Below are 24992 nucleotides of genomic sequence, written 5' to 3' on the forward strand. Positions count from 1 at the left end.
TAGGGCATACCAACAAGAATTATAGATGTCAGTAGCAGTGACGGCGTTCGTGGTTTAGCGCTGGGTAAAGCAGTACAGCGTGGCCTTAGGCCTAAATCTTAGAATTTACAGATATAGAAAGAGGTAGTCAGGATGCAGTCGCACAGAATTAGCCAGAATTTAGCTTTACTGATGGGGACAGCGTTAGTGATGTCTCCTTCGCTAGCGCAGGAAAAGGTCAGCCCTAAAAGAGCCTCGCTGCAAATGGAAGAGGTGATCGTTTCGGCTCGTAAGCGTGATGAGAGCCTTCAGGAAATTCCGCTCTCAGTTACGCCGTTTACTATGGAGCAGATGGAGCGCCGGGCCTTTACTGGCGTCGAAGATATTGCTGCGAGCACACCAGGGTTTTCGTATGAAGGATTCAGTACCTCCGGCACGAACGGTAACGCGGTAATCCGGGGGCTAGCGCAGCAGTTCACCACCGCGCGTATTCAGAACGTCGCGTTTTTTATCGATGGCATATATATGCAGCGTCAGTCCATGCTAAATATGGGCTTAATCGACATGCAGCGTGTTGAGGTCGTAAAAGGCCCGCAGAATGCGCTCTATGGTCGCAACGCATTCGCGGGCGCGCTCAACTATGTTACGAGCCGTCCCACGGTTGAGCCGGGTGGCTATATAAGCCAGACCGTGGGTAGCCATGATCGCTATGATCTTCGGGCAAGTTATACCGGCCCCATTTTTAGTGAGCGTCTGCTCGGTAAGTTCTCTTATGGATACACCACGTACGATGGCCATCACCGCAATGATCACAGCCAAGCGGATGCAGATCCTAGTGGCGTCAATAGCAAGGGCCGTGTTGGCGGCTGGGATGACCAGTCTTGGGCGGCGGCATTTACTTATGACGTAACACCAAATATTGCAGCTCACCTTGGCTTGTATCATGTTGAAATCGAACGAGAAACTCAGCCTGCTTATCAGATTAGTGGTATTGGCGCTCGGGCATTTGGGTTATGGGAACAAGATGATCTGAACTGTATTGAGGGCGAAGGCTCTCAGCAAACGGCATTGGGTCCGCGTAGCTTTACAGCGAATGCTGCTTATTGCGGTGAATTAAAACCCTACGCAGCTGAGATTGCGCCGCGTAGTTATGGCCCAACTGCCTTGGTTATGGACCCGCGTAGCTGGGGGGCTGTCGCAAGTACCGATCTAGTGACTTTGGCTTTTGATTGGTCTATTACCGAAGATATGACCTTGAGTTACTTATTCGGTTGGACTGGGCATGACTCTAACTCCACTGGTGGGCCTGGCGGCGAAGATCCTGAACTGGGTTCTAGTGTTGAAGTGGGTACAGGTATTTCTAATATCGTTCAGGTAAATGCTTTCAGTAGCCGGCCGAATTCCGAGATTGAGTCCTTTTCTCATGAATTACGTCTCGACTGGCAGATTACTGATCGCATTGGTGTGCGCGTGGGTGGGTACTTCTCAGAGGTTGAAGATCGTCAGTGGACTTTGCTTTTCCTGAGCCCTGTTTGTTCATCAGGTCAGTTCACTGACGCCCAAGGTGATGTGATTGGTAACTCTGACAACTGTGATGTGGCCCTCGGAAATGCTCTGTCGCCAATCGTAACGGATCGCCGTGCTACCGATATTACTTTTATCCAAGCTTACGATATGGGTTTCCGTCAGCATGCCACTAATCGCGCTGAAGATACCGCCTACAACGATATGGTTGAGGCGGCGTTTATTGCATTTGATGTGGATATTACCGATAGCATCAGCTTGTCTGCCGAGGGTCGTTATACTCACGAGAAAACTGAGGTGTACTATCATACCGACTCCTTTGGTATCGCCTACGGTGAGAAGGTTGATTACTCTTTAATTCCAGGTCGCGTGTTTGGTATTCCTTCAGGAGATTGTACTGATCCGGTGACAGGCATTAACGACGGCACTACCTTGTGCAGCGCCATTGTTGATCCATCTGACGCTGAAGATTTCTATTCCTTCTCGCCGCGCGCCATCCTTGAGTGGAAGCCGACAGATGAGCATATGTTCTACATTTCTGCGGCCAATGGTGTTAAGGCAGGTGGTTTTAATAATGCGGTTGACCCAAGTCAAAAAGTTTACGATATCGAAGAAAACTGGACCTATGAAATAGGCACTAAAAATCAGTTTTTTGACGATCGTCTAACGCTCAATTTAGCACTGTACCAAGTGAATTGGACTGGAATGCAAGGTGGTGTTTCACCCGCGGTGGTTGGCTTGTCAACGTCCGATGTTATCGAAAACCTCGGTGAAGCGACCAGCGTCGGTCTCGAGTCAGAAATTGTTGTTCGCTTGACTGAAAGTTTGATTGTTGATTTAGGCTTGTCGTTTAACGATCCAAAATATGAAGACGGCGTAAAATACTCACCGGCAGTAACACGATTCCAGTGTGATAAAACTGATCTCTGTGCTGACGATGGCGAAGTGGGCGGCAATCAGTTGGCGCGTACATCTAAAGTTCAGGTCAACAGTGGTTTTACGTATAACTTAATGTTTAACAGCGGTTGGATGCTAAGCACTCGCTATGATTTTACCTACCAAAGCAAACAGTATGTTACGCCGCTAAATCTTGCCTGGGTACCTGAGCGCTTTATTTCTAACGCCTCTATTAATCTTCTCGATCCAAATGATGTATGGGAATTCAATCTCTGGGGCAAGAATATATTTGATGAAGACAAAGCGGCAAATGCATTCTACCTAGGTGTTTTTAACCAGTACCTGGTTTCCAAGGTAACGGGTCCTTCGTATGGCCTACAAGTGAAATACAACTTGTAAGCTGCGTGATACTGATAACAATAGGAATGGAGCTGTACAGTGACAAGTGAAACATCTACGCCAATTCGGGTTGCCGCTGCGCAGTGCGCCATAGGCAGTAATATGGACGAAAACCTGAGTACCTGCTTGCGGGTACTCGACAAGGCCGCCGAACATAAGCCCGTACTGGTGGTGCTGCCGGAGTTTTGCAATCACTTGTCATGGTATGACAACGCCGAACATTGTTATGAAGTTTCACTAACACTCGATTCAGCTTTTCTTACGGCAATCTCCGCTAAAGCTAAGGCTATTGGCGCCTATGTCAGTATTGGCGCAACCCTGCGGAGAGAGGGCGGCAAGGTTAGTGGTTCTGCACTTCTCTATTCTCCGCAAGGCGAACTGCTGGGTATTGCTGACAAGCAGGTATTGATTGGGCATGAGAATGACTTTCTAGAACCCGCGCAAAACGCCGCGCCGATTATCGACACCGACATTGGCCGCCTCGCCATGTATATGTGCATGGATGGCGTCATAAACGAAACACCACACTGTCTCGCTTTGCGTGGCGCGCAGGTCTTGTGTAACAGCCTCAACTCATTTGCACCAGACGAAGGGAATTTACATATTCCTGTGCGCGCAGCCGAGAACAAAGTCTTTGTTGTTGCGGCCAACAAGGTTGGCCCGTTAGTGCCAGAAGCCATGATGGCCGACATCAGCGCGGCGACAAATATCCCCGAAGTCTTTTTGTGCGGCGCAGGAGAAAGTCAAATTGTCGCGCCAGATGGCACAGTGTTAGCCATGGCGCAAACCCAGGACGAGGAAGTGATTTCTGCACTGATCACAGTGGTAGCGGCCGACAGTAAAGTCCGCCCTGACGGTACTGATATCATCGCATCGCGTCGACCTGAGCTCTATAGCAGCCTCGGTGAAAATCCTGCGTCACAAAGCTTAGCTGTGTTTGGCGGTAAACCGGATCTGCAAGCGGCAATGATCCGTTGGCAAGACGAAACGATTGCAGAAATGTGTGTGCTGGTTGCTGAAGCTCAACGTGCCGGTGCTCAGCTCATTGCGCTATCGCCGCCGGCGGCGTTTGCCCATATTCAAGAAAATGAACTAGGCCATTGGCAGTTGCGTGGTGCTGAGCTCGTTAGCGCGCTGGGCGAAATTCTTAATGATGATGTTTACGTGCTTAGCGCGCAGGTTGCTGCGCAGGGCGCCGCATATCAACATCAAGTTGTCGCAATTGCTAGCCACGGCGTTGTTGCAGAGCAGGGGCAAGTGCACTTCAGTCAACGCTTTGCTTGGTCGACATTGGCGGATGATTTTACGAGCGTCGACCTGCCTTTTGCTCGTGTATGTATGCTGACGAGTGACGACAGTATATACCCCGAAAGTTTCCGCCTTTGTGCTATGGCAGCGGCAGAAATTGCAGTAGTGCCGATGATGCCTTTGGAGCATTGGGAGCTGCAGACTGGCCTTGTAGAGCGCGCAGCAGAGAATAGACTCAACCTCTTGGCGCCGACTGCTAATTTTGAGTTTGGTCGCGGTTTTGCTGCCGGGCTACTTGAGGATTTTACCGTTTTTGGCGAGTGGAAAACGCGCATCTTTGACGGCGTACTGACTCGTCCGCCGCTAACAGACATGCGTGACGACAGTGCCATAACCCTGGCGATGCTTCACCCTCGCTATGCAGAGAATAAAGTTGTGTCGCGCAACACTCACCTGATTGAAAATCGGCCGTGGTATTTGCTGCAGCCGATGACTACCGCAAATTAAGGACAACACCATGAGTATGTCATTACCCAAAGCCCTCCACGAAAAAGTACTTAAGGCCATTGTTGAGCGCTTTGATTTGGTCGAAGACCTTGCGGAAGACGGCGGTCCCTTTCTGCCGTTGAATAGTCATATTCCTATGCATGAAGGTTCGGTTGGCTATATGCGCCGCTTCACTGGTAGCCCCATGTTCCAAGTGGTGACCTCGAGTATTGTGGTGCCGGCTCTTCAACTCGATTCCCATATGGTATTTGCATTCACACCCTCAGACAGTGCAGTTCCCCATTTTACGGTTGACTCTGTTTGTGCAGGTGAACATCACGCCTTTCATCTAGACCTTATCCCACGTATGGATCTCGGTTCACAGCTCACTTATATGAATGAAGTGTTTTTGCCGTTGACCGAAAGCTGGGAGCGTGGCAGTGCAATTGAAGGCTTGAGTCGCGCGCATTTGTCGCCGCGTCAGCTAGGAATTATGTCGCCATGGATGCTAGCCAATCGCGCCACAGAATCTGCGTTCGTTGAAATTGGCAGTGTGGTTGATGACTACCTTAATCACTGGTTTGGATTGGTTGAAAATGGCATTTCGACTGAAGCCCTCAATGGGCTTAGCGCGAGTGAATTGATTGAGCGCGATCGCCGCAATAAATTTGCCATTTTCAATGCTGATGTCGACCCCGTATGGCAGCGCATTGCACCACTAGTTGGCAATGAAGCGGCAGAAAAACAAATTGAAACCTTGCGCGCCGTGAGCGCTTAAGACCTCACGACGTGACGCTAGGAGATAAATAATGGCCAAAATGATAAGTGAATTATTAATTGAAGACATGACCCCCGAAGAGCGCGAGCGCGCTGAACGGGTCGAATCAATACTGCCTACGCTCGCTGAGCGCGCAGTGAAAACTGACCGTGAAGGAAAATTCGATCCGGATAATGTCCGTCTGCTTGGCGAGGCCGGATTGCTTGGGCTGATGGTGCCCCGAGAATACGGCGGCCTTGGCGGCGGCTTGCGCGATTGGGCGGCAGCGTGTTTTGCGATTGGTAGCGTGTGCCCCTCCACCGGCTTGGCCTATTTCTTTCACAACACCTCTGCCTCACGTGGCACCTTGGCGCTGGCTGCTTTGGATGAAGGTTTGTTCTCTGCCGAAGAAGCGCCAGGTGTGCGGGCCTTTGCTGAGAAAGTACTCTACACCATGGGGCGCGATCGCAAGTGGCTTGCAAATTACGCCAGTGAATCTGTTAAGTCGGAGCACTCGGCCATTACCATCACCACTGAGGCACACAAGGTTGAGGGCGGTTGGGAACTGAATGGCGAAAAATCATTTGGTTGCGCCACGGGTATTGCCGATCAGTATCTAGTTACCGCCGGTCTGCAGGGTATTAATGACGCTAGCGCCTTGTGCACGTTCTTTGTTGATCGTGATGCGCCGGGTACACGTGGTCGCATTGAATGGGATGCAATGGGCATGCGCGGTACGGCGACTGAAGGCTTGGTGTTAGAAAAAGTATTTGTGCCCGATGATGCCGCGCTCGCAATTCCGGGCGCCTTTGCTCGTAGCTGCCAAATGAGCCGCTCAAGTTTTGTTGGCAACCAAGTTGCTGCGTCGGTTATCTACCTGGGCGCAGCGGTAGCGGTATACCAAACTGCGATTAAAATGCTCAAGGAAAAAACCTTTGTCGACACCGGAAAACCTATTGGGACCGGTCCATTCCAATCGCAGTTTGTGGGCGATATGTACGCCGATTTACAAACCGCATTGCTGTGGGCGCGGCGTCAGATTCAGATTGAAAGCTGCAATCCGCCAATGGTTTCTAAAGACGAGGTGGTGACTTTTTGGCGAACCTGTAAAGGTCAGATTGCGGAATACAGTTTTAACGTAGGCGTGACTGCGCTGAAAGCTGCTGGTACATCCGGGACCATGTTTAGTACCCCGTATTCGCGTGCCTTACGTGATCTTGCGATGGGTTTGGTGCAAGCCTTCCCCGCCGAGCGCGGTAGGCTTGAGGCGGCTAAGTTAATTATTGAAGGTCGTGAACAAAACTCCTTTGGTAAAGGCTAAATCATGCTGCTGAATTTAATCAATGGTGAGCATGCGGCACCACGTGTCGCGCTAGATAGCTGGGTGTGTAACGCCAGTACTGCGGCGCAGTTATTTCCACAATTAGCGGCGGACGCCGAGCAGGTCGAAGAGGCAATCGTAACCGCATCGGCGGTTCATGCAGGTGGTGAATGGTCGGGACTGAGCAATTCGTCGCGGGCGGATCTACTTGACGCTGCGGCTGACGCACTCGCCGAGCAGGCAGAAAGGATCGCGGAGGCCGACGCGCGTTGTACAGGTGCGATCTTAAAATTTACCCGCGTTGTAGCCAGCATTTGCCCAATGGCATTTCGGTCTGCGGCAAATTTGCTGCGTGGCTTGGAAGCCGAAACTGCTGGGCATGAGCCACTGCAAGGCCCCCATGGTGCGTTGTTAAATGAACGTTTGGCACTGGGTCCTGCGGCAATTATTGCACCATGGAATGCGCCCTCAGGAATCGCCTGTCATAAAATTGCCTCGGCGCTGGCGGCGGGTTGTCCGGTTATTGTTAAACCCTCTGAGTGGGCGCCCCTGTCTGCGCAGTATATTGTTGAAGCGCTGCAAGAGGTGGGTTTTCCTACTGGTCTAATTCAGTTGCTTCATGGCGATGCCAAAGTCGGCGCTGCACTCGTGGCAGATTCACGGATTGCAGCGGTGTCTTTTACTGGTGGTTTGGCAGGTGGTCGCGCGGTGGCAACCGCGTGTGCACAAGATATTAAACCCGCGCAGTTGGAATTGGGCGGTAATAATGCGTTGGTGGTATTGGAAGATGCCAATATTGAGGCGAGCTGCGATGCAATCGTGCAGGGCTTGGTGACTTTGAATGGTCAGTGGTGCCGAGCACTGGGCCGTTTGCTGATTCATGAGTCACTGGTCTCGCCTGTGCTAAAGGGTGTTATGGCGCGACTTGAGAAATTGCATATTGGCAGCGCATTATCACCAGAAAGTGATATGGGGCCACTGGTTCATGCCGCACACCTCGCTCATATTAAACAAACACTAGAAGCGTATCGGGCACTTGGTGGCAAGGTAATGCAGAGCAGTTCAATACCAACAACACCCGGTTATTATTTTGCTCCGGCACTTATTACAGGTTTGACGCCAGAGCAAACCCGCAATGAAACCTTTGGACCAGTGGCAACTGTACACAGTTTTAACAGTGACGATGAGGCAGTTGCACTAGCCAACGGCACACCCTTTGGTTTAGCCGGTTATGTGTTTGGTGAAGAGCAGCGCTGCTGGGCTGTGGCCAAGCAAATGCGCACCGGAATTGTAAAAATAAATGCCGTAACCATGATGAATTTGCACCCACTCGCACCCCGACCTGCCTGGGGTTTGAGCGGGCAGGGCGATGAGGGCGTACGTGAGAGTTTTGAGTTTTTCCGTGGCAGCCGCGTTATTGGTGTAGGGGCGAGACCGTGAGCGAATATTTTAATTGTGATCATGGCCTCTATATCAATGGTCTGCAGCGACCAGCCATCAATGGCGACTGGTTCGACGTTTTGTCGCCCCTCGACGAACAGCCGCTAGCACGTGTGGCCAGCGCCAGTGAGAAAGATGTCGCTGAGGCAGTTGCGGTGGCCGCTAAGGGTTTGGTCTTGTGGTCAGCACTGCCCCCTAAAGATCGCGAAGCGGTGTTACTTAAAGCGGCGCAGATCATGGAGGCCGAAGGCGAAGCCCGCTACCTTGAGCTACTTATTCGTGAAAGCGGCTCAAGTATTACAAAGGCGCGCTTTGAAATTTCGTACACCGTAGATTTACTGCGCACTGCGGCGGGCGAAGTGCGCCGACTTTATGGCGATACTTTCCCGAATGATCGCCCCGATCGCATGTCTATGGTTTTTCGTGAACCGCTCGGTGTGGTGGCGGTGGTGTCTCCGTATAATGCGCCGCTTGCCCTACTTTGCAAAATGGCGGCATTTCCGCTTGCTGCAGGCAATAGCGTGGTTATTAAACCATCGGAAGAAACGCCGATAATCGCCCTAGCCTTCGCGAAATTACTCGTTGAAGCGGGGCTGCCCGCGGAGGCGGTTAGCGTGCTGCCGGGCTTTGGTTTGCAATGCGGTGCGCCACTGGTCAATCACCCCGGTATTGACGGCATTGCACTTACTGGTTCGACTCAAACCGGGAAAATGATTGGTGCGGCGGCCATGCAACGCATGGTGCCGGCGCAACTAGAACTTGGCGGAAAGAGCGCACTGTTAGTACTGCGCGATGTTGACCCTGAGCGGGCGGCGGCCATTGCGGTGGCTGGCATGTTTAACCACGGTGGCCAGATCTGTATGGCCAACTCGCGGATCATTGTCGAGGCGCCGATTTACGATGCCTTTTGCGCTGCAATAAAGCGTGAAGCTGAGGCTTTGGAAATTGGCAATGTTTTCGATAATCAGTGTGCTTACGGTCCGCTGATTAATCGTCGCGCAGTTGAGAAAATTCAAGCACATCAAACCGATGCCTTAGCACGCGGCGCCACGCTTCTTTGTGGTGGCAAGATTCGTGAAGGCTTGGTTTACGAGCCAACATTGCTGCTTAGTCCACCATTGGATGCCAGTATCTGGCGGGAGGAGAGCTTCGGCCCTTTGGCCAGTATTGTCTCGGCGGCAGACTTGGACGAAGCCATTGAGCTTGCTAATGACAGCGACTACGGCCTGTCGGCTGGCGTACTGACCTTAAATATGCAATGGGGTTTCACTGCTGCGCGGCGTATAAAAGCCGGCGCCGTGCATATTGGCATGCACTCATTCCAGAGTAATGCCCTAGCACCGGTTGGCGGCAGCGGTTACTCAGGCGTAGGCCGCAGCGGCGGTAAATTTAGTACCAAAGAATTCACCGAATTAAAATGGATTAGTGTCGAGCTTGGAGCTGCACTGTGAGCGAGGTGCTCGTGCAGCGCGGCTATGTGCCTGCCGGCACAGGGCAAATGCATTATCGCTTTGCGGGTCAATCTGGCGCGCCGGTTTTACTGCTTATTCATCAGGCGCCAAGTAGCTCGGTTATGTTTGAGGCCATGATGGCTTCACTCGCTGAGGACTACTATGTACTTGCGCCAGACCTGCCCGGATTTGGCCAAAGTGACTCGCTAACAATCAGCAATACCATTGCTGATTGGGCTGACGCGCTAAAGGGTTTTTGCCAGGAAATTACTGGTGCTCAGACCTTAGCTGGGGTATTTGGTCATCACACTGGGGCTGCAGTTGCGACTGAAATGCTTTATCGCCACCCGCAAATTGCAGACAGCCTAATGTTGTCTGGCCCGACGCTGCTGAATCAAATTTTGAAAAATATCCTGCCAGAAAAAGCGAGGGCTTTTCCCGCGTCAGCGGATGGCTTGCATTTGCTTGGTATGTGGCAGCGTATGCAAGGTAAAGATACCCAGGCCGAGTTAAGTCTGATACTCCGTGAAACCTTGCTGGGCTTAGGAATGGGGGAGCGTTACCCCGATGCTTATGCGGCGGTGATTGACCACGATTTTCAGCGTGCAATTAGTGCGATAACACAGCCTGTGTTGATGTTTGCGGGTAGTGCAGACCCATTGTATTCCGTTTTAGATGACGCGTTTTCCTGTGTGCAGCAAGGCGTTGTAACACGTATTCCCAATACCACGAGTTGGGTATGTGACCGACAGCCGGATGTTGTCTGCGGGCTGATTCGGCGGTTTTTGAGCCGCTCAAGGCCAGCAGATAGCGCTGGTGGTAAAGAGGAGTGGTCCTGTGAGTCATAATCTCGAACGCAATAGCCTCGGCATTGTTGGTCGCCCAGCTCTGTTGTTGGTCGACATGATTAATGGTTTTACCAGCTCGCGCTGTCCGCTGGGCACAGATTGTCCTGAGGTAGTGGCTGCCAATGCACGCTTGCTTGCGGCGTTCCGGGCGCGTGGATTGCCCGTGGTGTTTACAACGGTGGTCTACCACCGCGACGATCAGGCCAAGGTATTTCGCGCCCGGATTCCGGCGCTTAATTGCCTTACCCCGGATTCCGAATGGGTTCAGGTCGACCCTGCGCTGCAGCCGATAGCGGGTGAATTGCTCGTAGAAAAGCAGTGGGCGAGTTCTTTTTATGGCACCGAACTCGATGCGGAACTAAAGGCGATGAATGTCGACACCCTTATCGTGACAGGGCTAACAACCAGCGGGTGTGTACGCGCGACCGTAGTCGACGGCCTCCAGCATGATTATGTAGTTATTGTGGCCGAAGAAGCGGTTGGCGATCGCAATGCAGAGGCGCACGCCGCTAATCTATTCGATATGCACGCTAAATACGCCGACGTGGTGAAAGTCGATGATGTGCTACATCAACTGCCGTAGAATGGCACCCAGCCATTATAAGGAGGAGTTATGGACGCTGTAATCGAAAAGCTATTTAGCGATCACGATCTGAAGTCTTTGCGCGGAGATACGCCAACCCCGCTTTATCACCAGACCTATTTATTGCTCAAGGGTCGAATACTCGACGGTTCAATTGCGTTTGGCGCGCAAATGCCGACCGAGCAGCATTTGGCCGAAGTTTTTGGGATCTCCAGAATTACCGCGAAACGCGCGATGGATGAACTTGCTGCCGAAGGCTTGGTAGAGCGCCGTCGCGGAAAGGGTACCCACGTTACTTATCAGTACACCGCCGAGGCGGTAAACGCACCACTGATGGGAATGTTAGAGAAACTGGCCAATCTTGGTCGTCGTACCAAGGTTCGGGTACTGGATTTGTCTGAGGTGACACCACCGCCGATGATTGCCAGCCAATTGGGGCTGAAATCTGGCGAGAAGGCCTTTCGCTTACTGCGTGTGCGCAGCAGCGAGGAGGGCAAACCATTTGCCTACTACGAGAGTTGGACTGCTGGAATTACCCACGGCTTCACCCGCGAGAATCTGGAATCGGCGGTGCGCTTAGAAGTGATTAAGGAAAATGGTCTGCAGCTGACCAAGGTCGAGCAGGATCTCAGTGCCATTGCGGTGAGTGCGGATGTGGCCCGTGAACTGCAAATGGAGCCCGGTGAACCGGCGCTAACGTTGTTGCGCCAGTCCTACAGCGAAGATGGTCGCTTGGTCGATATTCTCAGCTGCCAATATAACCCGCGGCGGTTTATCTATCGTATGAGTCTGGGTATAGATGAGTACATAGGTGAGCAGACGTAAAATTTAATGATGTCTGATATTTACGGAAGTAGTTATGAATCAACCCATTGTTGTCGTTGGCGCAGGTCCGGCTGGATCAGCCCTGACGCTTTATTTAGCACAGCACAATATCCCCGTTATTCTGCTTGAGCAGGCAGAGCAACTCCCGGTTGATTTACGCGCGTCTACTTTTCATCCACCGTCACTGGAAATGCTCGACAGCATTGGCGTCACTGAGAAGATGGTGGCAAAAGGGCTGATCGCAGACAAATATCAATACCGAGATCGGCAGAGCAACGATATTGCTGAATTCAATATGCAGCTAATTGCCGACGAAACCAAATTTCCATTTCGCCTGCAGCTTGAACAATATGAGATGACACGTATTGTCGGTGACATGCTCAAAGACTACCCCTGTGCCGATGTGCGCTTTGGTCATAAAGTGATGGGCTGTCAGCAAAACGACGAGGGCGTAACAGTAACAGTCGAAACCGCGACGGGAACTGTAGAGCTGCAAACTCCCATTCTCATTGGAACCGACGGCGCCTCAAGCAATGTGCGTAAAGGCGCGGGCATTGGTTTTGGCGGCTTTACTTACGACGAAAAATTTCTGGTCGTCAGCACCAGCTTCCAGTTTGAAAATGTCTTCGATAATCTGGCTTGGGTAAATTACGTATCCGATCCCGACGAATGGTGCGTGATATTGCGCACTGAGAAGCTCTGGCGGGTGTTGATTCCCACTGTACCGGGAGACGCTGACTCGCTGCTATTGTCGGATGAGTTTATTCAATCTCGGCTACGCCACTTGCACGATAAAGGTAGCGATTACGATATTCATCATCGTACCCTTTACAATGTACACCAGCGTGTATCAGAGACCTATTACACCGGACGTATTGCCTTGGCCGGCGACGCCTGTCATATCAATAATCCTCTCGGGGGCATGGGTATGAATGGCGGTCTGCACGACGCCTTCAATTTGGCCGAGCGTCTGGTGCGAATTTTTCGCGATGATGCTGATATCGAAAGCGAGTTTGCTCAGTACGACCGTCAGCGTCGCCAATTGGCGGTAGACTTTGTGCAAAAGCACACCATCGAAAATAAAAAACTGATGGAGTCCACTGATCCAGATATGCAGAAAAAACGTCAGGCTATGCTGATGGAATCTGCGAATGATCCGGCCAAAGCCAAAGCGTTTCTCATGGAGCGCGCTATGATCAACTGCGTGCGTGACAGTCTCGCTGTAGCCTAGTTTTACAAAATTCATTATTGAAAACCAAATCCGCAGCTGGCGATAAAACGTCGACTGCGGATTGCCGTCTTTGTACGGCGCAGACATACCAAGGGAATTACCCGCTGTGTTTATTATCTTTCTGGTTATCGTCTTAGATCTTATCGGCTTCGGCATTATGATTCCGATATTTCCCTACTTTGCACAAAACCTCGGCGCCGGTGCTGGCCTCGCGACCGCGCTAATGGCGACTTACTCAGCGGCATTATTTATTAGCACGCCCTTGCTGGGCAGGCTAAGTGATTACTATGGCCGCAAACCTGTACTGCTATTAAGCATGGCGGGGGCGGTTGCTGCCTACCTATTACTCGCCTCATCAACGACGCTGTGGATGATCGCCTTGGCCCGAATTTTGGGCGGCGCGATGGCCGGTAATCTAGCCGCCGCGCAGGCCTATGTTACCGACATCACCACTGCAGAGAATCGCGCCAAGGGTATGGGTATGGTCGGCGCGGCGTTTGGTATAGGGTTTATCGTTGGGCCTGCTTTAGGTAGTGCGCTTGCCGGTGAGGATTTTGAATCTGCCAACTTTGTATTGCCGGCGCTGTTTTCTGCGGTTATGTCGGCGTTGGCGTTCTTTACTATTTTGTTTTTTCTACCAGAAAGCCTGCCGTTGGAAAGCCGTCAGGCGCTGCGTCGGCAAGCGCGACAGAGCCGTTTACAAAGTTTGCGGACCCTGGCGTCTAAGCCCGCATTAATGGCGATAATTTCCTGTGCGCTGGTCTACAACATTGGCGCAGGATTGGTGGAGTCGCTGTTCCCTATATGGACTGCTGAGTTGGGCGTAATTGACGGTCCTCGCGGCCTAATGCCGATACTGCTGGCGAGTGGTATTGTGCTAGTGGCTATCCAAGGTGGTTTGATTGGTCCATTAACCCGGCGCTTTGGGGAATTGACGCTATTGCGCAGTGGCGCCTGTATTTATGCCGGAGGCCTTGTGTTTATGGCATGGGCTGGCGAGCAAGGTAGTTTGCTGTTGGTTACCATTGCCATGATGGTGCAGTCGGCGGGGGCGGCGTGTGTATTAACCAGTGCTCAAAGTTTAGCCTCTATGGCGGCGGTGCACACTGATCGCGGTATGGTGATGGGAATATTTTCTTCCGCAGGTACCTTGGGCCGCACCTTGGGCACAGTGGTCACTGGCAGCTTATTCGCACATGTTTATCTGCACTCCTCTTATTTACTAGGAGCATGTTTGAGTTTGGTGCTGCTGTATTTGTCGCGCTCGGCGGCGCCGATTGTGGAACTGCGGGCGCAGGCTAAGTAGGCCAGCTACGCGGTTGCCAGCGTGGCTATTCTTTATTCAGCCGCATTAGAATGTTATCAATAATTTGGCTTGGCGGTGGCGCTATATCAATAGTCCAGCCGTAGTCAGGCAATTCAAGTGCGCTCAATTGGGATGCCAATAAGCGAAGGTCGAAGAAATGCCCCTTTCGTGAAGTGAGTCGCTCATTCAGCAACTCCGCAGTACCGTGCAGCATAATCCACTCTATGCGGCCGTGGCATTTGGCGGCCAAAACCTGTCGGTAGCTTTCCTTTAATGCCGAGCAGGCGAGAACAGCGCCGCCCCTGCTTTCCCAGCTTGCGATTTCATTGGCTAGCAATTCAAGCCAGGGCTGGCGATCATCGTCATTTAGCGGAACGCCACTCTTCATTTTTTCTACATTGGCGTCGGGATGAAAGTCATCGCCGTCGTAAAAGGGCAGCGCTAAGGCGTCAGCTAATAGCTTACCTATTGTTGATTTTCCTGTTCCGGATACACCGCAAACAATTGCAATCATATGCTTACTCCATCAGTGGCCGGTAAGTGCAAGTACACCGTTAAACGAAATCAAAATCGAGAATAAAAAGGCTAAGCCTAATACGAAGTTGAGGAGATGTCCTGCGGCATGTACGCCCATTAATTTTTTGTTGTTGATCATCAAAATAATTCCGAGGATAACCAAGGGCAGTACAAATACATTAAAGACCTGTGTAAGTAATTGCCCCTTAACAGGATTGAAGCCGAGTACCGGAATGGTAAGTGCAAAAATAGCGGCGATACCGGTGATTATACGGAACTGTTTGGATTGGGTGTCTAGTTTGCCCGAGCGGTAGTCTTCAATTAATAGTGGTGCGATTAACATGCATGGGAATACTGATGATAAGCCTGCGGCAAGTGTGCCAAAAAAGAAAACCGTCAGTGCGCCCTTGCCGGCAACGGGCTCTAAGGCATTGACCATGTCGAGAACGGCGGTTACTTTTTTGCCGTCGTGATATAGCGCGCCTGCCGCAACAGCCATAACTGCTCCGCTAATAATAAACACAAGCACTGCGGCGACAATGGCATCTTTCTTTTGCTGAGCACTGTCTTTGATCGTCCAGCCCTTACCTTGAATGAACAGCGGGCGAGAAAGAAACGTGGCGGCAGCCATGGTTGTTCCAACAAAGGCAGCGACCATCATTTTTCCGCCTTCTACGTCTGGTATCACCGGTATCAAGCCTCTCACTACCTCAACAGGTAAGGGATGCACAACAAACAATGACAGAATAAAAGACAGGCCCATACAAGACACAAAGATGGTAAGAATTTTTTCAAACAGAGAGTACTTACCAATCAGTAATATCGCGTACATGATGCTGATCACCACAACCGCAATAGCGATTACAGCTCCGTATTTATGAGGCACCACCGAGGGGAAATACATGGCAATCATTTCAAACAGAATATTGGCCGAAATACCGAGAATTCCTATTAGTGAATTCCATTGGCCGAAGGTCACACCAATAATGATTAGAATGGCCATCGGCTTGCCAAACCTTAGGTGTTTCTTAAAACTGTAGAGTGCGGTTTCTCCGGTCACCAGCGCAAAGTTACCGTAGGCATAAATTAATACGCCAGAAAATATGCAGCTGAGTAAGAGCACCCACAGTAACTGCATACCAAAGGTGCTGCCCGCGACGATCATTGATGTCACGCTACCGGTGCCGATGGTATAGCCGATTGCTAAAAATGCCGGGCCAAAACTTAAGAATAGTCTAATGAGTGCTGACACAATGAATCCTCAATATATAATCATTATTAGTTGCAAGTGGTTGCAGATACCTTGTTCTGTTAACACCGAGATGAATCGATGGCTAATGCTAAAAGCGCGATTCTTCTGCCATTTTGACTACGCCAACCGTGAGGATAAGATTGGCAAAACGACGTTGTTCACCGGTCTGAATAATTAATGTCGTCGCTGGATCTCGAATCTTGTCGTAGAACGCCCAGCGCTCCATCGTCTCCCACGTAACATCGCCAAGCAGTAATTGATAGGCGTCGTGAATCTCGGCGCAGGCCTCCGCTGGTTTTTCCATGACAGTGGCGCCCTGAATTGGGCATACCGCCACTATACCTTCGAGCACTGTTAGGGCATCCAATAGCCCGGGGCGAAAATTAAGATGCACCGTTGTGGAATTAGGGCCGGCCATTGCGCCGACCGCTAAATTGCCGTCGGCGATCACAACTTGTGCGAAATGGCCGGAGCGACCAAGGACTTCTAAAATAGTAGGGTGTATTACCGCTGTTTTAAGCATTTGTTGTCTTTATTACCGTCGCGAAAGGAATGCTCAGCGCCACTAACGATAGCGCCAGCTTATGCTTGGCCAGGCAAGCCGTTACATATTGTAAACACCGCCGTTGATATCGAGCGTCGCGCCGGTGATAAAGCCATCGTACTCGGAGGCTAAATACGTCACGGCCCGCGCCACATCGTTGGCATTGCCAGGGCGTTGGATGGGAATGCCGGCAATTGTCTGATCCGCTGATTCTTTTGTTGTGTGCGTATTGTGAAACGAGGTGCCTAAGATAAGGCCCGGTGCAACAGCATTAACACGTGTACCCTGAGGCCCCAGCTCCGCTGAGAGTGCACGTGTTAAGGTCAAAATCGCGCCTTTGCTCACGGAGTAGGCAAGCGAGCCCGCGTGACCGCCTTTGCGACCAGCGAGGGATGCCAGGTTCACAATGCTGCTGTTTGCATGCTTTGCGAGATAGGGCGCTGCGGCCTGTGTTACAAACATCATGGAAGTCAGGTTGATGTCCATTACCTTGTGCCAGAATGCTGAATCCATATCGTTTAGGGATCTCCGCGCCACTAAGGAACCCGCATTGTTTATCAGTATATTGAGCCCTCCCAGTGCAGTTGCAGCCTGTTCGACCACGGCATTCGCGTCTGCTTCGTCGGTTAAGTCGCCTTTTATGGCCACCGCTTTTAGACCTTTTTCGGTGGCATAGTCGATTAGTCGGTTTGCTGTATCCGCGCTAGAAAAATAGTGGATAGCAACATTGGCGCCACTGTCTATTAAGTGACGGGTGATCGCTTCGCCAATTCCTTGTGCGCCAGCGGTTACCAGAATATTCTTGCCTGCCAATTTGCTGTTCATGTCGTTACCTAATGTAAATGATCGTAATGGAGCTTTGTGTTGGGTATTTGAATTTTGCCGTACAAATCGGTGGTTCATAGAAGTATCCCTACCAGTCGCCTTGGTGGAGCGCGTCCGGTAGGGATAACGCTACGGTATTGCCGAATATTGACTACTGGTACTTAATATTCCGGGTTTCATAGTCGTTGTTGTTTGCACTGATTTTGGCGGTATTTTTCATGAGCACATCTTCAATCACGGTAATGGGTTCGCCGTTGGATAGGTGCAGTTTAAGTGGTGCGCTATCAATCCATTTTGAATCGGAAATATGGAGGTGTTGGACGCCGTGAAAATACATCGACGATGCTGATTTATGGGTAGAGCCCTTCCCAGTGTTGGTGAATATATTGTTTGTCACCGTTACCATGGGGCCAAAGGTGCTCTCGTCGAAGCCACCGCGATACACGTTGGCTATCTCCGCTTTAATGTCGGTAAAAGTGTTGCCAGCGATGGTTAGATTCTCGACGCTGTATACGCCAATGTCGTCAGTTTCTTTGTCTAAAACGAGGACCGCGCCAGTGATGTTCGTTATCTCGGAGTCAATGATCTCGATGGAGTCAGCGAAGGTACCTGGTGTCGCTTTGAAGAAATCGAAATAGCCGTTGATATCGAGGTCGGTGACTTTGATATTTCGTACCGAAAGCGAGTAGTTGATGTTCATAGCGTAGCCACTGGTTCGAATAATATTATTACCTTTGTAATCAGGTGATTCAGCACCGTCGAACCACAGGTTTTCTATCTCCAAGGCGCCACCATTTTCGATGACTAAAAAGCTGGGCTTTTGCGAGCGAATAATGGGCTTTTTCCCGCTTTTTGCGATTATAGTAATGGGGTGTTTGATGGATGCGAGCTTAGTCAGTAAGTACTCTCCGCCATTTTCAAGGATTAGGGTATCGCCAGGTTCACTTTTATCGAGTGCCGCAAGTATGGTGTCTGTTCCTGCGTCAACTGCGATCGTCTTGCCACTATGGAATGCAATATTGGATTCGTCTTTTTTGTAATAGTTAGCGCCGGTTTGTGCTTTGGATATGGGTAGTTTGATTTCGCCAAAGGCGATTTTATCGACGAGTGATTGCTCTGGAACGCGCAGACTTTGCTTGTTTTCGCTGACTTTGTACTCTGAATTTATGAATCCGTCTTTGATTGTTGCCGGTATGTTCACTTCACTGTTGATAATGTTTCCTTCAAAGGCAATGCCAGAAACATCGTCGTACAATGTAATGGGGTCAAGATTACCCTTCCCCATTATGAGGTTGTTTCGGAACGAGGAGTCTATAGGTGTTGCGGTGCGCTCTTCGTCGCTGCCCGCACCGAAGTTTATGTAATCGCTATCTACAACAATATTGTTTTCCATGATGGCTTCAATTGCTTGGTTGTAGCGATTCGGTGAGGAGTTCGGAACGCCGTTCATAATGACCAGTGCGCCGCGAAAACGATGGCCTGTTAGGCCTGAAAGATAGTTGTTTTTAACTGTTTGGTATTCATTGATGATGCGAATACCGCCGGTGTTGGGTTTGCGGTTGCCTATAATGTAATTGCCTTCAACGGTGGTGTGGTGGCCATGACGCATTGTTAAGGTGCCTTGGCTTTCGAAGATCACATTGCCTCGATACACGTTGCCACTGGATTTGTTCGAGATAATTTCATGCTCGCCATTCACGCGGTCGAAAAAGTTGTATTGAATAAGGGTGTTGGAGTATTTGGTGGAAAAGTGGCTGGTGCCCACGCGTAATGTTTCACCGCCATTGGCGCCGAGAATCTGTCTTGGTCCAAAATAGTTGTATTCAATAAGGTGATTGTTCTCTTCGCTGCCCTCTGAATTGAGTCTCACAGCAAGGGTAACGCCACGATTACGTTTGTTAACCAAAGAATTGTGGTCGAATCGATTATTTTTGCCATAAATAGCGACCCATAGATCTGCTAGATGTCGTTCCGGATGGCTAAAGTTGTCGATCACCGTATTGGTGACCCGAGCGTTGTTTGCTAAGTCATTATTCGATGTGCGAAAAGAAATGACCTCGCCAGTTGGCGTATAGCCGTCTTTGAATACCAAGCCTGAAACCACAAAGTATTCACCCGATAAGCTGAGGTTCGATTGGCCAGTAATTATTACCTTGCCCGGTGTTTGGGCTTTTAATTCTATACGTTTTTCTGGTAGCCCTTTCGCTTTAAAAACTAACTCGACGTCTCGCCATACGCCATTGGCTAGAACGATTTCATCGCCGGGCTTTACCGTTTCCACAGCCTTATCGAATTGCGCCATGGTCTTTACTAGCTTTGCACTACTCATAGGTGAAAAGGATAAAAATACCAGTAGCAGTGCTAATGGATAGAAACGTGATTTCCCTATTTCTGACATGTTCGATACTCCTGAAATTTGGCTGCTACGCGAAAATTTTGACGCTTAGCGAGTAGGTACACTTTAGTTATTGATTTACTTTAAAGGTGTTGCGGGTCCGACTATCAGTTTGGAGAAAGTGACTTTGGCGTAGTCGCCGTTGAGTACATCGGTTTTCCAGTTGCCGGTACCCGCACAGGCCGGGTAGCGAAAGCTCGGGTCATCAGCCTTGGTGCTGCATTGGTTGTAGGCGCCGGCCTTAAAATACAATGTCTCATCCTTGTATCCTGATGAATGGTCCGCGCTGTCTATAATGCCGTTGGCGTCGATGTTGTTTGCTAGATTGATCTGGTAATTGACGGTGGGGTGTTTTGCGCTGCTAAATGTCAGGTACATAGTGTTTTTGTATATATTTACGGTGTAGCTAAACGCATCGCCCAGTGCAATGCCGTCCTCACCGGGGTCTGAAGAATTGTCCCAATTACTACCCCAAACCGGATACGCTATGTCGATTCTATTGGGGTCGTCCGTCGCAAGGTTTCGTTCGTAGGCCCAAAATACGGAACCCGTCTTATGATTTGGCCACTTTTTATAGGAAATTTTCAGCGGTTCATTTCCCCAGCCTAAGCCGGGCTTTTGTTCGGTATCATCAAGTTGGTATGCATGCACCTGACCTACTACAACAGAGTAGGCGGGCGGCTTCTTTGGGTGTTTGGCGTTCTGGGCGACGTGGTCTATGTGAAGCGTCGCTTCAAGTTTTCCGCCGACTGCCGAAAATTTTTCAGCTTGCGGATGTGCGGCCAAAGAGAAATTATTAAGAGGGGACGATTCTGCAATGGAAGTGTCATTGCCGCGGCTCATATAGCGCAGCTCGCTGCGAGTGTTGGTCGATGTCCGTTCCGTTGCCGCGCGATTTGGGGTGGCAAAAACCAGATTGCCGGCATTGTCTAAATAGAAAAAATCAGGGTGCGAGTAAGTTTGAATGCTAGGCGCATCGAAAATATCGGACACGCCGTCGTTATTTATATCTAGCGGAACGGTGAGCGACCAATGACTCAAATCAAATTTACTCGCCGGTACTTGTTGTATCGCGGCCGAATAGTCCTGGTGCCCGTCTACCGTTGCCTGCCTAGAGTCGTCGCAGCTGGCTAAAGCCATGTAGAGGAAACAGCACGAAAACTGTAAATATGTCTTGTCCATATTTGACTCGATTAACGTCTTTATTAGCAAAAAAATAGAATTTTTATAAGCATCGGCCGTATTGAGTGCCGTTGGAAAATGCACCTTTGTATTGCCGCAACCAATAATTTTTAAGACGTATCCCTTGCGCTGCTTTAAGCGGTAGTCCGGCTTAATGCTTTGGGGTCTGGTTTCATAATGTTGGCTCGGTGCAGTTAAATATAGCGGTCTTATGCTCCGCTAAGTCTAAGCGCTTTCTTATCTTGTGCTTATTTTTAAGTCAAAAAACTATACTAAAGTCAGATTTTAAGGTCAACCAATCAATCTGACATTTTGAGGTAGTGTTTTTTAATCTTTGTAGGCTCGTTATTGGCGGTTCAAATAAAACTAATGAATACAGCTGCTTGCGATGAGTTGACTAATCCTTGTCTCGCTTTTTGTTGGCAGGCGACCAATAAATCAAAGAAGCATAGGCGGGCGGGCTAGGCGAGGTGTGGTTATCTTTCAGCCATAAGCACCAACACTGTGCAAATTGCATCTCGGGGTTCGGGTCGGTTGTTCAATTTCTCTTGTTGCGTATTGGCGTGGGTGGCGCGCGTTTCTCAGGGCGATAGCGCGCTTGCTCTTTGGTAAATGTTATCGACCAAAATTTAGGGTTCTACTGTTCATTGCCTGGGTTGCCGGTGTTTTTTGTGTTTGGAGTTAAAAAGGAGAAATTTTTTTCAGAAATTTACCGGAGCTAAGGCCTTGTAACTTCAATGGAAAGTTAAATTGATCTGATCAATTTACGTAATTTGGTCAGTAATTTTGGTTGCGCTATCGTTTGGAATGGGTTTAATCTCGCCGCAATCAAGTTGGAATGTAGCGCTTGAGCAAACATAAAAATAGAGGAATACAGGAATGGCAGATAAAAATAAACATCACTTGGCGATGGCTATAAGGGCTATCAATACCCTCGCAGTTTCAGCCGCCACGCTTGCATTGGCGCCAAGCGCACTGGCCCAAGAACAAAAGGTATTAGAAGAGGTTGTCGTTCAAGGTATTCGCTATAGCCTAGAAGAAGCGGCTGACCGCAAGCGTGCCGACGGCCGCGTGGTAGACGTTATCGTCGCGGAAGACATTGGTAAACTACCAGACAACAATATTGCTGAAGCATTGCAGCGCATTACGGGCGTCACCATAAACCGAGACTTTGGTGTTGGTTCAGAGGTTTCGATCCGCGGGCTTAAAGAGAACCGCGTAGAGGTAAACGGTCGTTCCACCATGGGCGACGGTCGTAATGGTATTAACTTTGAAGATTTTCCGGCTGGCTTTCTGTCAGCAGTAGAGGTTGTTAAATCACCAACGCCGGAGATGGTAGAGGGAGCATTGGGCGGCACAATCAGTTTGAAAACAGCGCGGCCATTGGATCTCAAAGACACCGTAATGGCGGCTACTTATGACATGGAATACGCAGATAAGGCCGATAATTGGGCTCCGAAAATTAATATCGCTGCAGGCGACTCCTGGGATTTCGGCGATGCCGGTGTTTTTGGCGCGATGGCTATGTTCTCGTATCAGGATCGCACTCTACGTCAGGATTCGTATGAAACGAGCCTATTTGTATACGATCATACACAAATTGCCAATTTAGACCAGCCTGCGCAGAATACGCCAAGCGGCGATTATGTGGTTGCTGCTGAGCATAAGTTTGAACCCTATACTGAAGAGCGTGAACGCACCGCTTATAACGTCACTTTGCAGTGGGCGCCAGCCTCTGAGAAAGGAAACTTTTATTTAGATGTGAATGCGACTGAGCGTGATGGTAACCAGGAGGCCTACTCTATTCTTTATGCCTCAGGTACACCGGTAGCAACTGCTGATACTTATGAGGACGCGAATGGCGCGCTCAATAATTACCGCATGGAAGGTGTGGTTGCTATTCCTAAAACCTGGAGTTCGTTTCGTAGCACTGAGGCCTTTACGAATGCCTTTGGTGGTGAGTGGAATTTCACCGATAAGCTAAAAGTATCTGGTGAGTTCTCGCGAGCGGAATCTAAAACCTTTGAACCTGCCTCGGAGTTTAATTGGCGGTCAGTTGACGCGGCAGCAGAAGCCTTAAACCCCTCTGCAGCTAATGAATTAAAATCAGATTTAACCATTGTGAACAGTAACAGCAAGCCCGGTAGTGTTGTGTTCGACGATGGCGATATTTTCGCGCAAACTGAGAATTTTGCGTTTCGTGAGTACCGTTATATCGATGAGCGCGTTAACAATGAAGAGACTGCATTTAAGTTTGATGTTGAATATGCGGAGCCCTTTGATTTGGAGTGGGTTACGGCGGTTAAGACGGGGATTCGACATACCGAAAATGATTATGAACGCACGCAATCTGAATTACGTTTAAAGGATATTTATAAAAACCTCAAAGATGCTAATGGCGATCCAGCCATTATATGGATGGATGAAATTGCTGCGGCTTTCCCCGGCTCAATCATCACTCCTGGGGTCGGCAGCGACGCGTTTGACCACACTGGTATTGCCGGTTCGAACGCGCTGACGAATTTTACCGTGTACGATGCCGGGCGTCTGAAAAACGTTAACGAAACCTTCCGCATGGTTCAGCAGTTGCTGGCTGGCAGTAATTACAATACGCCAGGTAACAGCGATGGTTATATCAGCACGAATGGTTCGGTAGCGGATGATTTGGTTGAATCAAAAGGGTCTTATGCGTTGATCGGTGAGGAAACCTCTGCGTTTTACTTACAGGCGAACTTAGACTTTGAGCGTTGGCACGTCATTGTTGGTGGTCGCTATGTTGAAACAGATATTACGTCTACTGCCTATAATCAAGACGGTACGTCGCTGGTAGTGGAAAAGCAAAGTTACGATGACCTTCTGCCAAGTGTGAACGTTGCCTACGATTTGATGGACGATACGATTGTGCGCTTTGCTGCAGCAAAGGTTATGCGCCGCGCCGACTACAATGAATTAAGCCCAACGTATATTTTCAACTCTGACCGTATTACCGCAACAAAGGGTAATCCGGCTCTAGAGCCCTACCGTGCTACCCAATACGATATCGCGATAGAGCATTATTTTGGCACCGGTAATATGGTCTCGGCGGCACTATTCTACAAAGATATTGCTTCCTTCCTGAAAGAAACAAGCCGCTGTGATTATGTTCCAGATGCAATGGCAACGCAGAACCAGTCGATTTATGAAAACATTTGTATTAAAGATTTCGATAATCGTTTTGCTAATACAAGTGACTACACCTTTGCTTCATCGCAAGCGGAGTTTGACACCGCCGTCGCTGAAAGTCGCAACGGTATCCTTACCACACTGCCAAGTAATGGTGAAAGTGGTAAGGTTCAAGGTCTCGAGTTGGGTTACCAACAAGCCTTTGATTTCCTTCCCGGTCTTTGGTCAGGTTTCGGTGTGAACGCAAACTACACCTATGCAGACAGTGAGGATCCAGACGGTGTGGCTTTGGAAGATATTTCTAAAAACACATACAACGCCCAGTTGTATTGGGAGCATTCTGGATTTGGTATGCGCTTGGCTTACACCTACCGTGATGAGTTCTTAGATGATATCTATCAAAAGCGTACCGAGCGTGTGGGTACCCAAGTAGGCTATAACGACGGCGTATCTGATCCAACGGCGGGTAATTCTTACCGTGATGAATTATCACAGTTAGACTTCTCTGCGAACTGGGATGTTAACGACAATATTGGCTTGGTCTTTAATGTGACGAACCTTACCGCTGAGCCAACCGTTAACCGCAGTGTTACTGGCACGGTTTGGCAAGTACAAGAGAACGATAGGCGCTTCACTCTGGGCTTGCGTGCCAAGCTTTAAGTTAAGCGATTTTGAAAAAGCCGGGATCTCCCGGCTTTTTTTATGTCTGTCATAATCTGCGCTCAGCTTGTGTTGTCCGATGTGGCCCATCCTGTTGTGTATGTTCCAAGGATTTATTATCGGGTGTGGGCGGGCGGGGCAGCAGTAAAATTTGAATAAAT

General features: G+C 49.8%; 18 protein-coding genes. 12 read left to right on the forward strand and 6 right to left on the reverse strand.

The genetic code is table 11. The features are described from left to right. Nucleotides 1-132 precede the first annotated feature (132 nt). The 11 genes from ABD836_RS17000 (at nt 133) to ABD836_RS17050 (ending at nt 14295) form a co-directional block, all read left to right on the forward strand. Entirely contained in the window at nt 133-2799 is a 2667-nt protein-coding gene (locus ABD836_RS17000) for a TonB-dependent receptor (RefSeq protein ID WP_344938285.1), read from the forward strand. A 39-nt stretch (nt 2800-2838) separates the two neighbouring features. Further along, nucleotides 2839-4554: a nitrilase-related carbon-nitrogen hydrolase gene (locus ABD836_RS17005; protein ID WP_344938287.1), complete on the forward strand. Its 1716-nt coding sequence runs from the start codon at nt 2839-2841 to the stop codon at nt 4552-4554. Between the two features lie 10 nt (nt 4555-4564). Beyond that, on the forward strand, nt 4565-5311 hold the full coding sequence (locus ABD836_RS17010; RefSeq protein ID WP_344938289.1) for a hypothetical protein: 747 nt from the start codon (nt 4565-4567) through the stop codon (nt 5309-5311). A 31-nt stretch (nt 5312-5342) separates the two neighbouring features. Next, entirely contained in the window at nt 5343-6611 is a 1269-nt protein-coding gene (locus ABD836_RS17015) for an acyl-CoA dehydrogenase family protein (RefSeq protein WP_344938291.1), read from the forward strand. A 3-nt stretch (nt 6612-6614) separates the two neighbouring features. Continuing rightward, nucleotides 6615-8051, forward strand: coding sequence for an aldehyde dehydrogenase family protein (locus tag ABD836_RS17020; protein ID WP_344938293.1), 1437 nt, complete (start codon nt 6615-6617; stop codon nt 8049-8051). Beyond that, entirely contained in the window at nt 8048-9502 is a 1455-nt protein-coding gene (locus tag ABD836_RS17025; RefSeq protein ID WP_344938295.1) for an aldehyde dehydrogenase family protein, read from the forward strand. Before ABD836_RS17020 ends, ABD836_RS17025 begins: the two co-directional genes overlap by 4 nt. Continuing rightward, a complete protein-coding gene (locus ABD836_RS17030; protein WP_344938297.1) occupies nt 9499-10350 on the forward strand; it encodes an alpha/beta fold hydrolase in 852 nt (283 codons plus the stop codon). The genes ABD836_RS17025 and ABD836_RS17030 overlap by 4 nt, the downstream gene beginning before the upstream one ends. Beyond that, the gene (locus ABD836_RS17035; RefSeq protein ID WP_344938299.1) at nt 10340-10933 is read left to right on the forward strand and encodes an isochorismatase family protein; all 594 of its coding nucleotides are present in this window, start codon (nt 10340-10342) and stop codon (nt 10931-10933) included. Before ABD836_RS17030 ends, ABD836_RS17035 begins: the two co-directional genes overlap by 11 nt. Before the next feature lie 30 nt (nt 10934-10963). Continuing rightward, nucleotides 10964-11758, forward strand: a complete 795-nt coding sequence (locus tag ABD836_RS17040) for a GntR family transcriptional regulator (RefSeq protein ID WP_344938301.1) — start codon at nt 10964-10966, stop codon at nt 11756-11758. A gap of 34 nt (nt 11759-11792) precedes the next feature. After that, entirely contained in the window at nt 11793-12989 is a 1197-nt protein-coding gene (locus ABD836_RS17045) for an FAD-dependent oxidoreductase (protein WP_344938303.1), read from the forward strand. A gap of 106 nt (nt 12990-13095) precedes the next feature. Next, complete coding sequence (locus ABD836_RS17050) at nt 13096-14295, forward strand: MFS transporter (protein ID WP_344938305.1); 1200 nt, start codon at nt 13096-13098, stop codon at nt 14293-14295. A 25-nt stretch (nt 14296-14320) separates the two neighbouring features. Here ABD836_RS17050 and ABD836_RS17055 read toward each other — a convergent pair whose 3' ends face one another. From ABD836_RS17055 to ABD836_RS17080, 6 genes are all read right to left on the reverse strand, one after another. After that, complete coding sequence (locus ABD836_RS17055; RefSeq protein ID WP_344938307.1) at nt 14321-14809, reverse strand: gluconokinase; 489 nt, start codon at nt 14807-14809, stop codon at nt 14321-14323. 12 nt (nt 14810-14821) lie between these two features. After that, nucleotides 14822-16063 carry an Nramp family divalent metal transporter gene (locus tag ABD836_RS17060; protein WP_344938309.1) on the reverse strand — a complete coding sequence of 414 codons (1242 nt, stop codon included), beginning with the start codon at nt 16061-16063 and terminating at the stop codon, nt 14822-14824. An 88-nt stretch (nt 16064-16151) separates the two neighbouring features. After that, nucleotides 16152-16586 (reverse strand): RbsD/FucU domain-containing protein, encoded by a 435-nt coding sequence (locus tag ABD836_RS17065; RefSeq protein WP_344938311.1) that lies wholly within the window; start codon nt 16584-16586, stop codon nt 16152-16154. Between the two features lie 81 nt (nt 16587-16667). Continuing rightward, nucleotides 16668-17432: an SDR family NAD(P)-dependent oxidoreductase gene (locus ABD836_RS17070; protein WP_344938313.1), complete on the reverse strand. Its 765-nt coding sequence runs from the start codon at nt 17430-17432 to the stop codon at nt 16668-16670. A gap of 151 nt (nt 17433-17583) precedes the next feature. After that, complete coding sequence (locus ABD836_RS17075) at nt 17584-19830, reverse strand: chondroitinase-B domain-containing protein (protein ID WP_344938315.1); 2247 nt, start codon at nt 19828-19830, stop codon at nt 17584-17586. Nucleotides 19831-19905: 75 nt separating this feature from the next. Next, on the reverse strand, nt 19906-21009 hold the full coding sequence (locus ABD836_RS17080; protein ID WP_344938317.1) for a polysaccharide lyase family 7 protein: 1104 nt from the start codon (nt 21007-21009) through the stop codon (nt 19906-19908). 879 nt (nt 21010-21888) lie between these two features. Here ABD836_RS17080 and ABD836_RS17085 point away from each other — a divergent pair. Continuing rightward, on the forward strand, nt 21889-24831 hold the full coding sequence (locus tag ABD836_RS17085; RefSeq protein WP_344938319.1) for a TonB-dependent receptor: 2943 nt from the start codon (nt 21889-21891) through the stop codon (nt 24829-24831). Nucleotides 24832-24992 lie beyond the last annotated feature (161 nt).

This window comes from Zhongshania borealis (genome assembly GCF_039539625.1).
GTDB classification, from domain to species: Bacteria; Pseudomonadota; Gammaproteobacteria; order Pseudomonadales; family Spongiibacteraceae; genus Spongiibacter; species Spongiibacter borealis.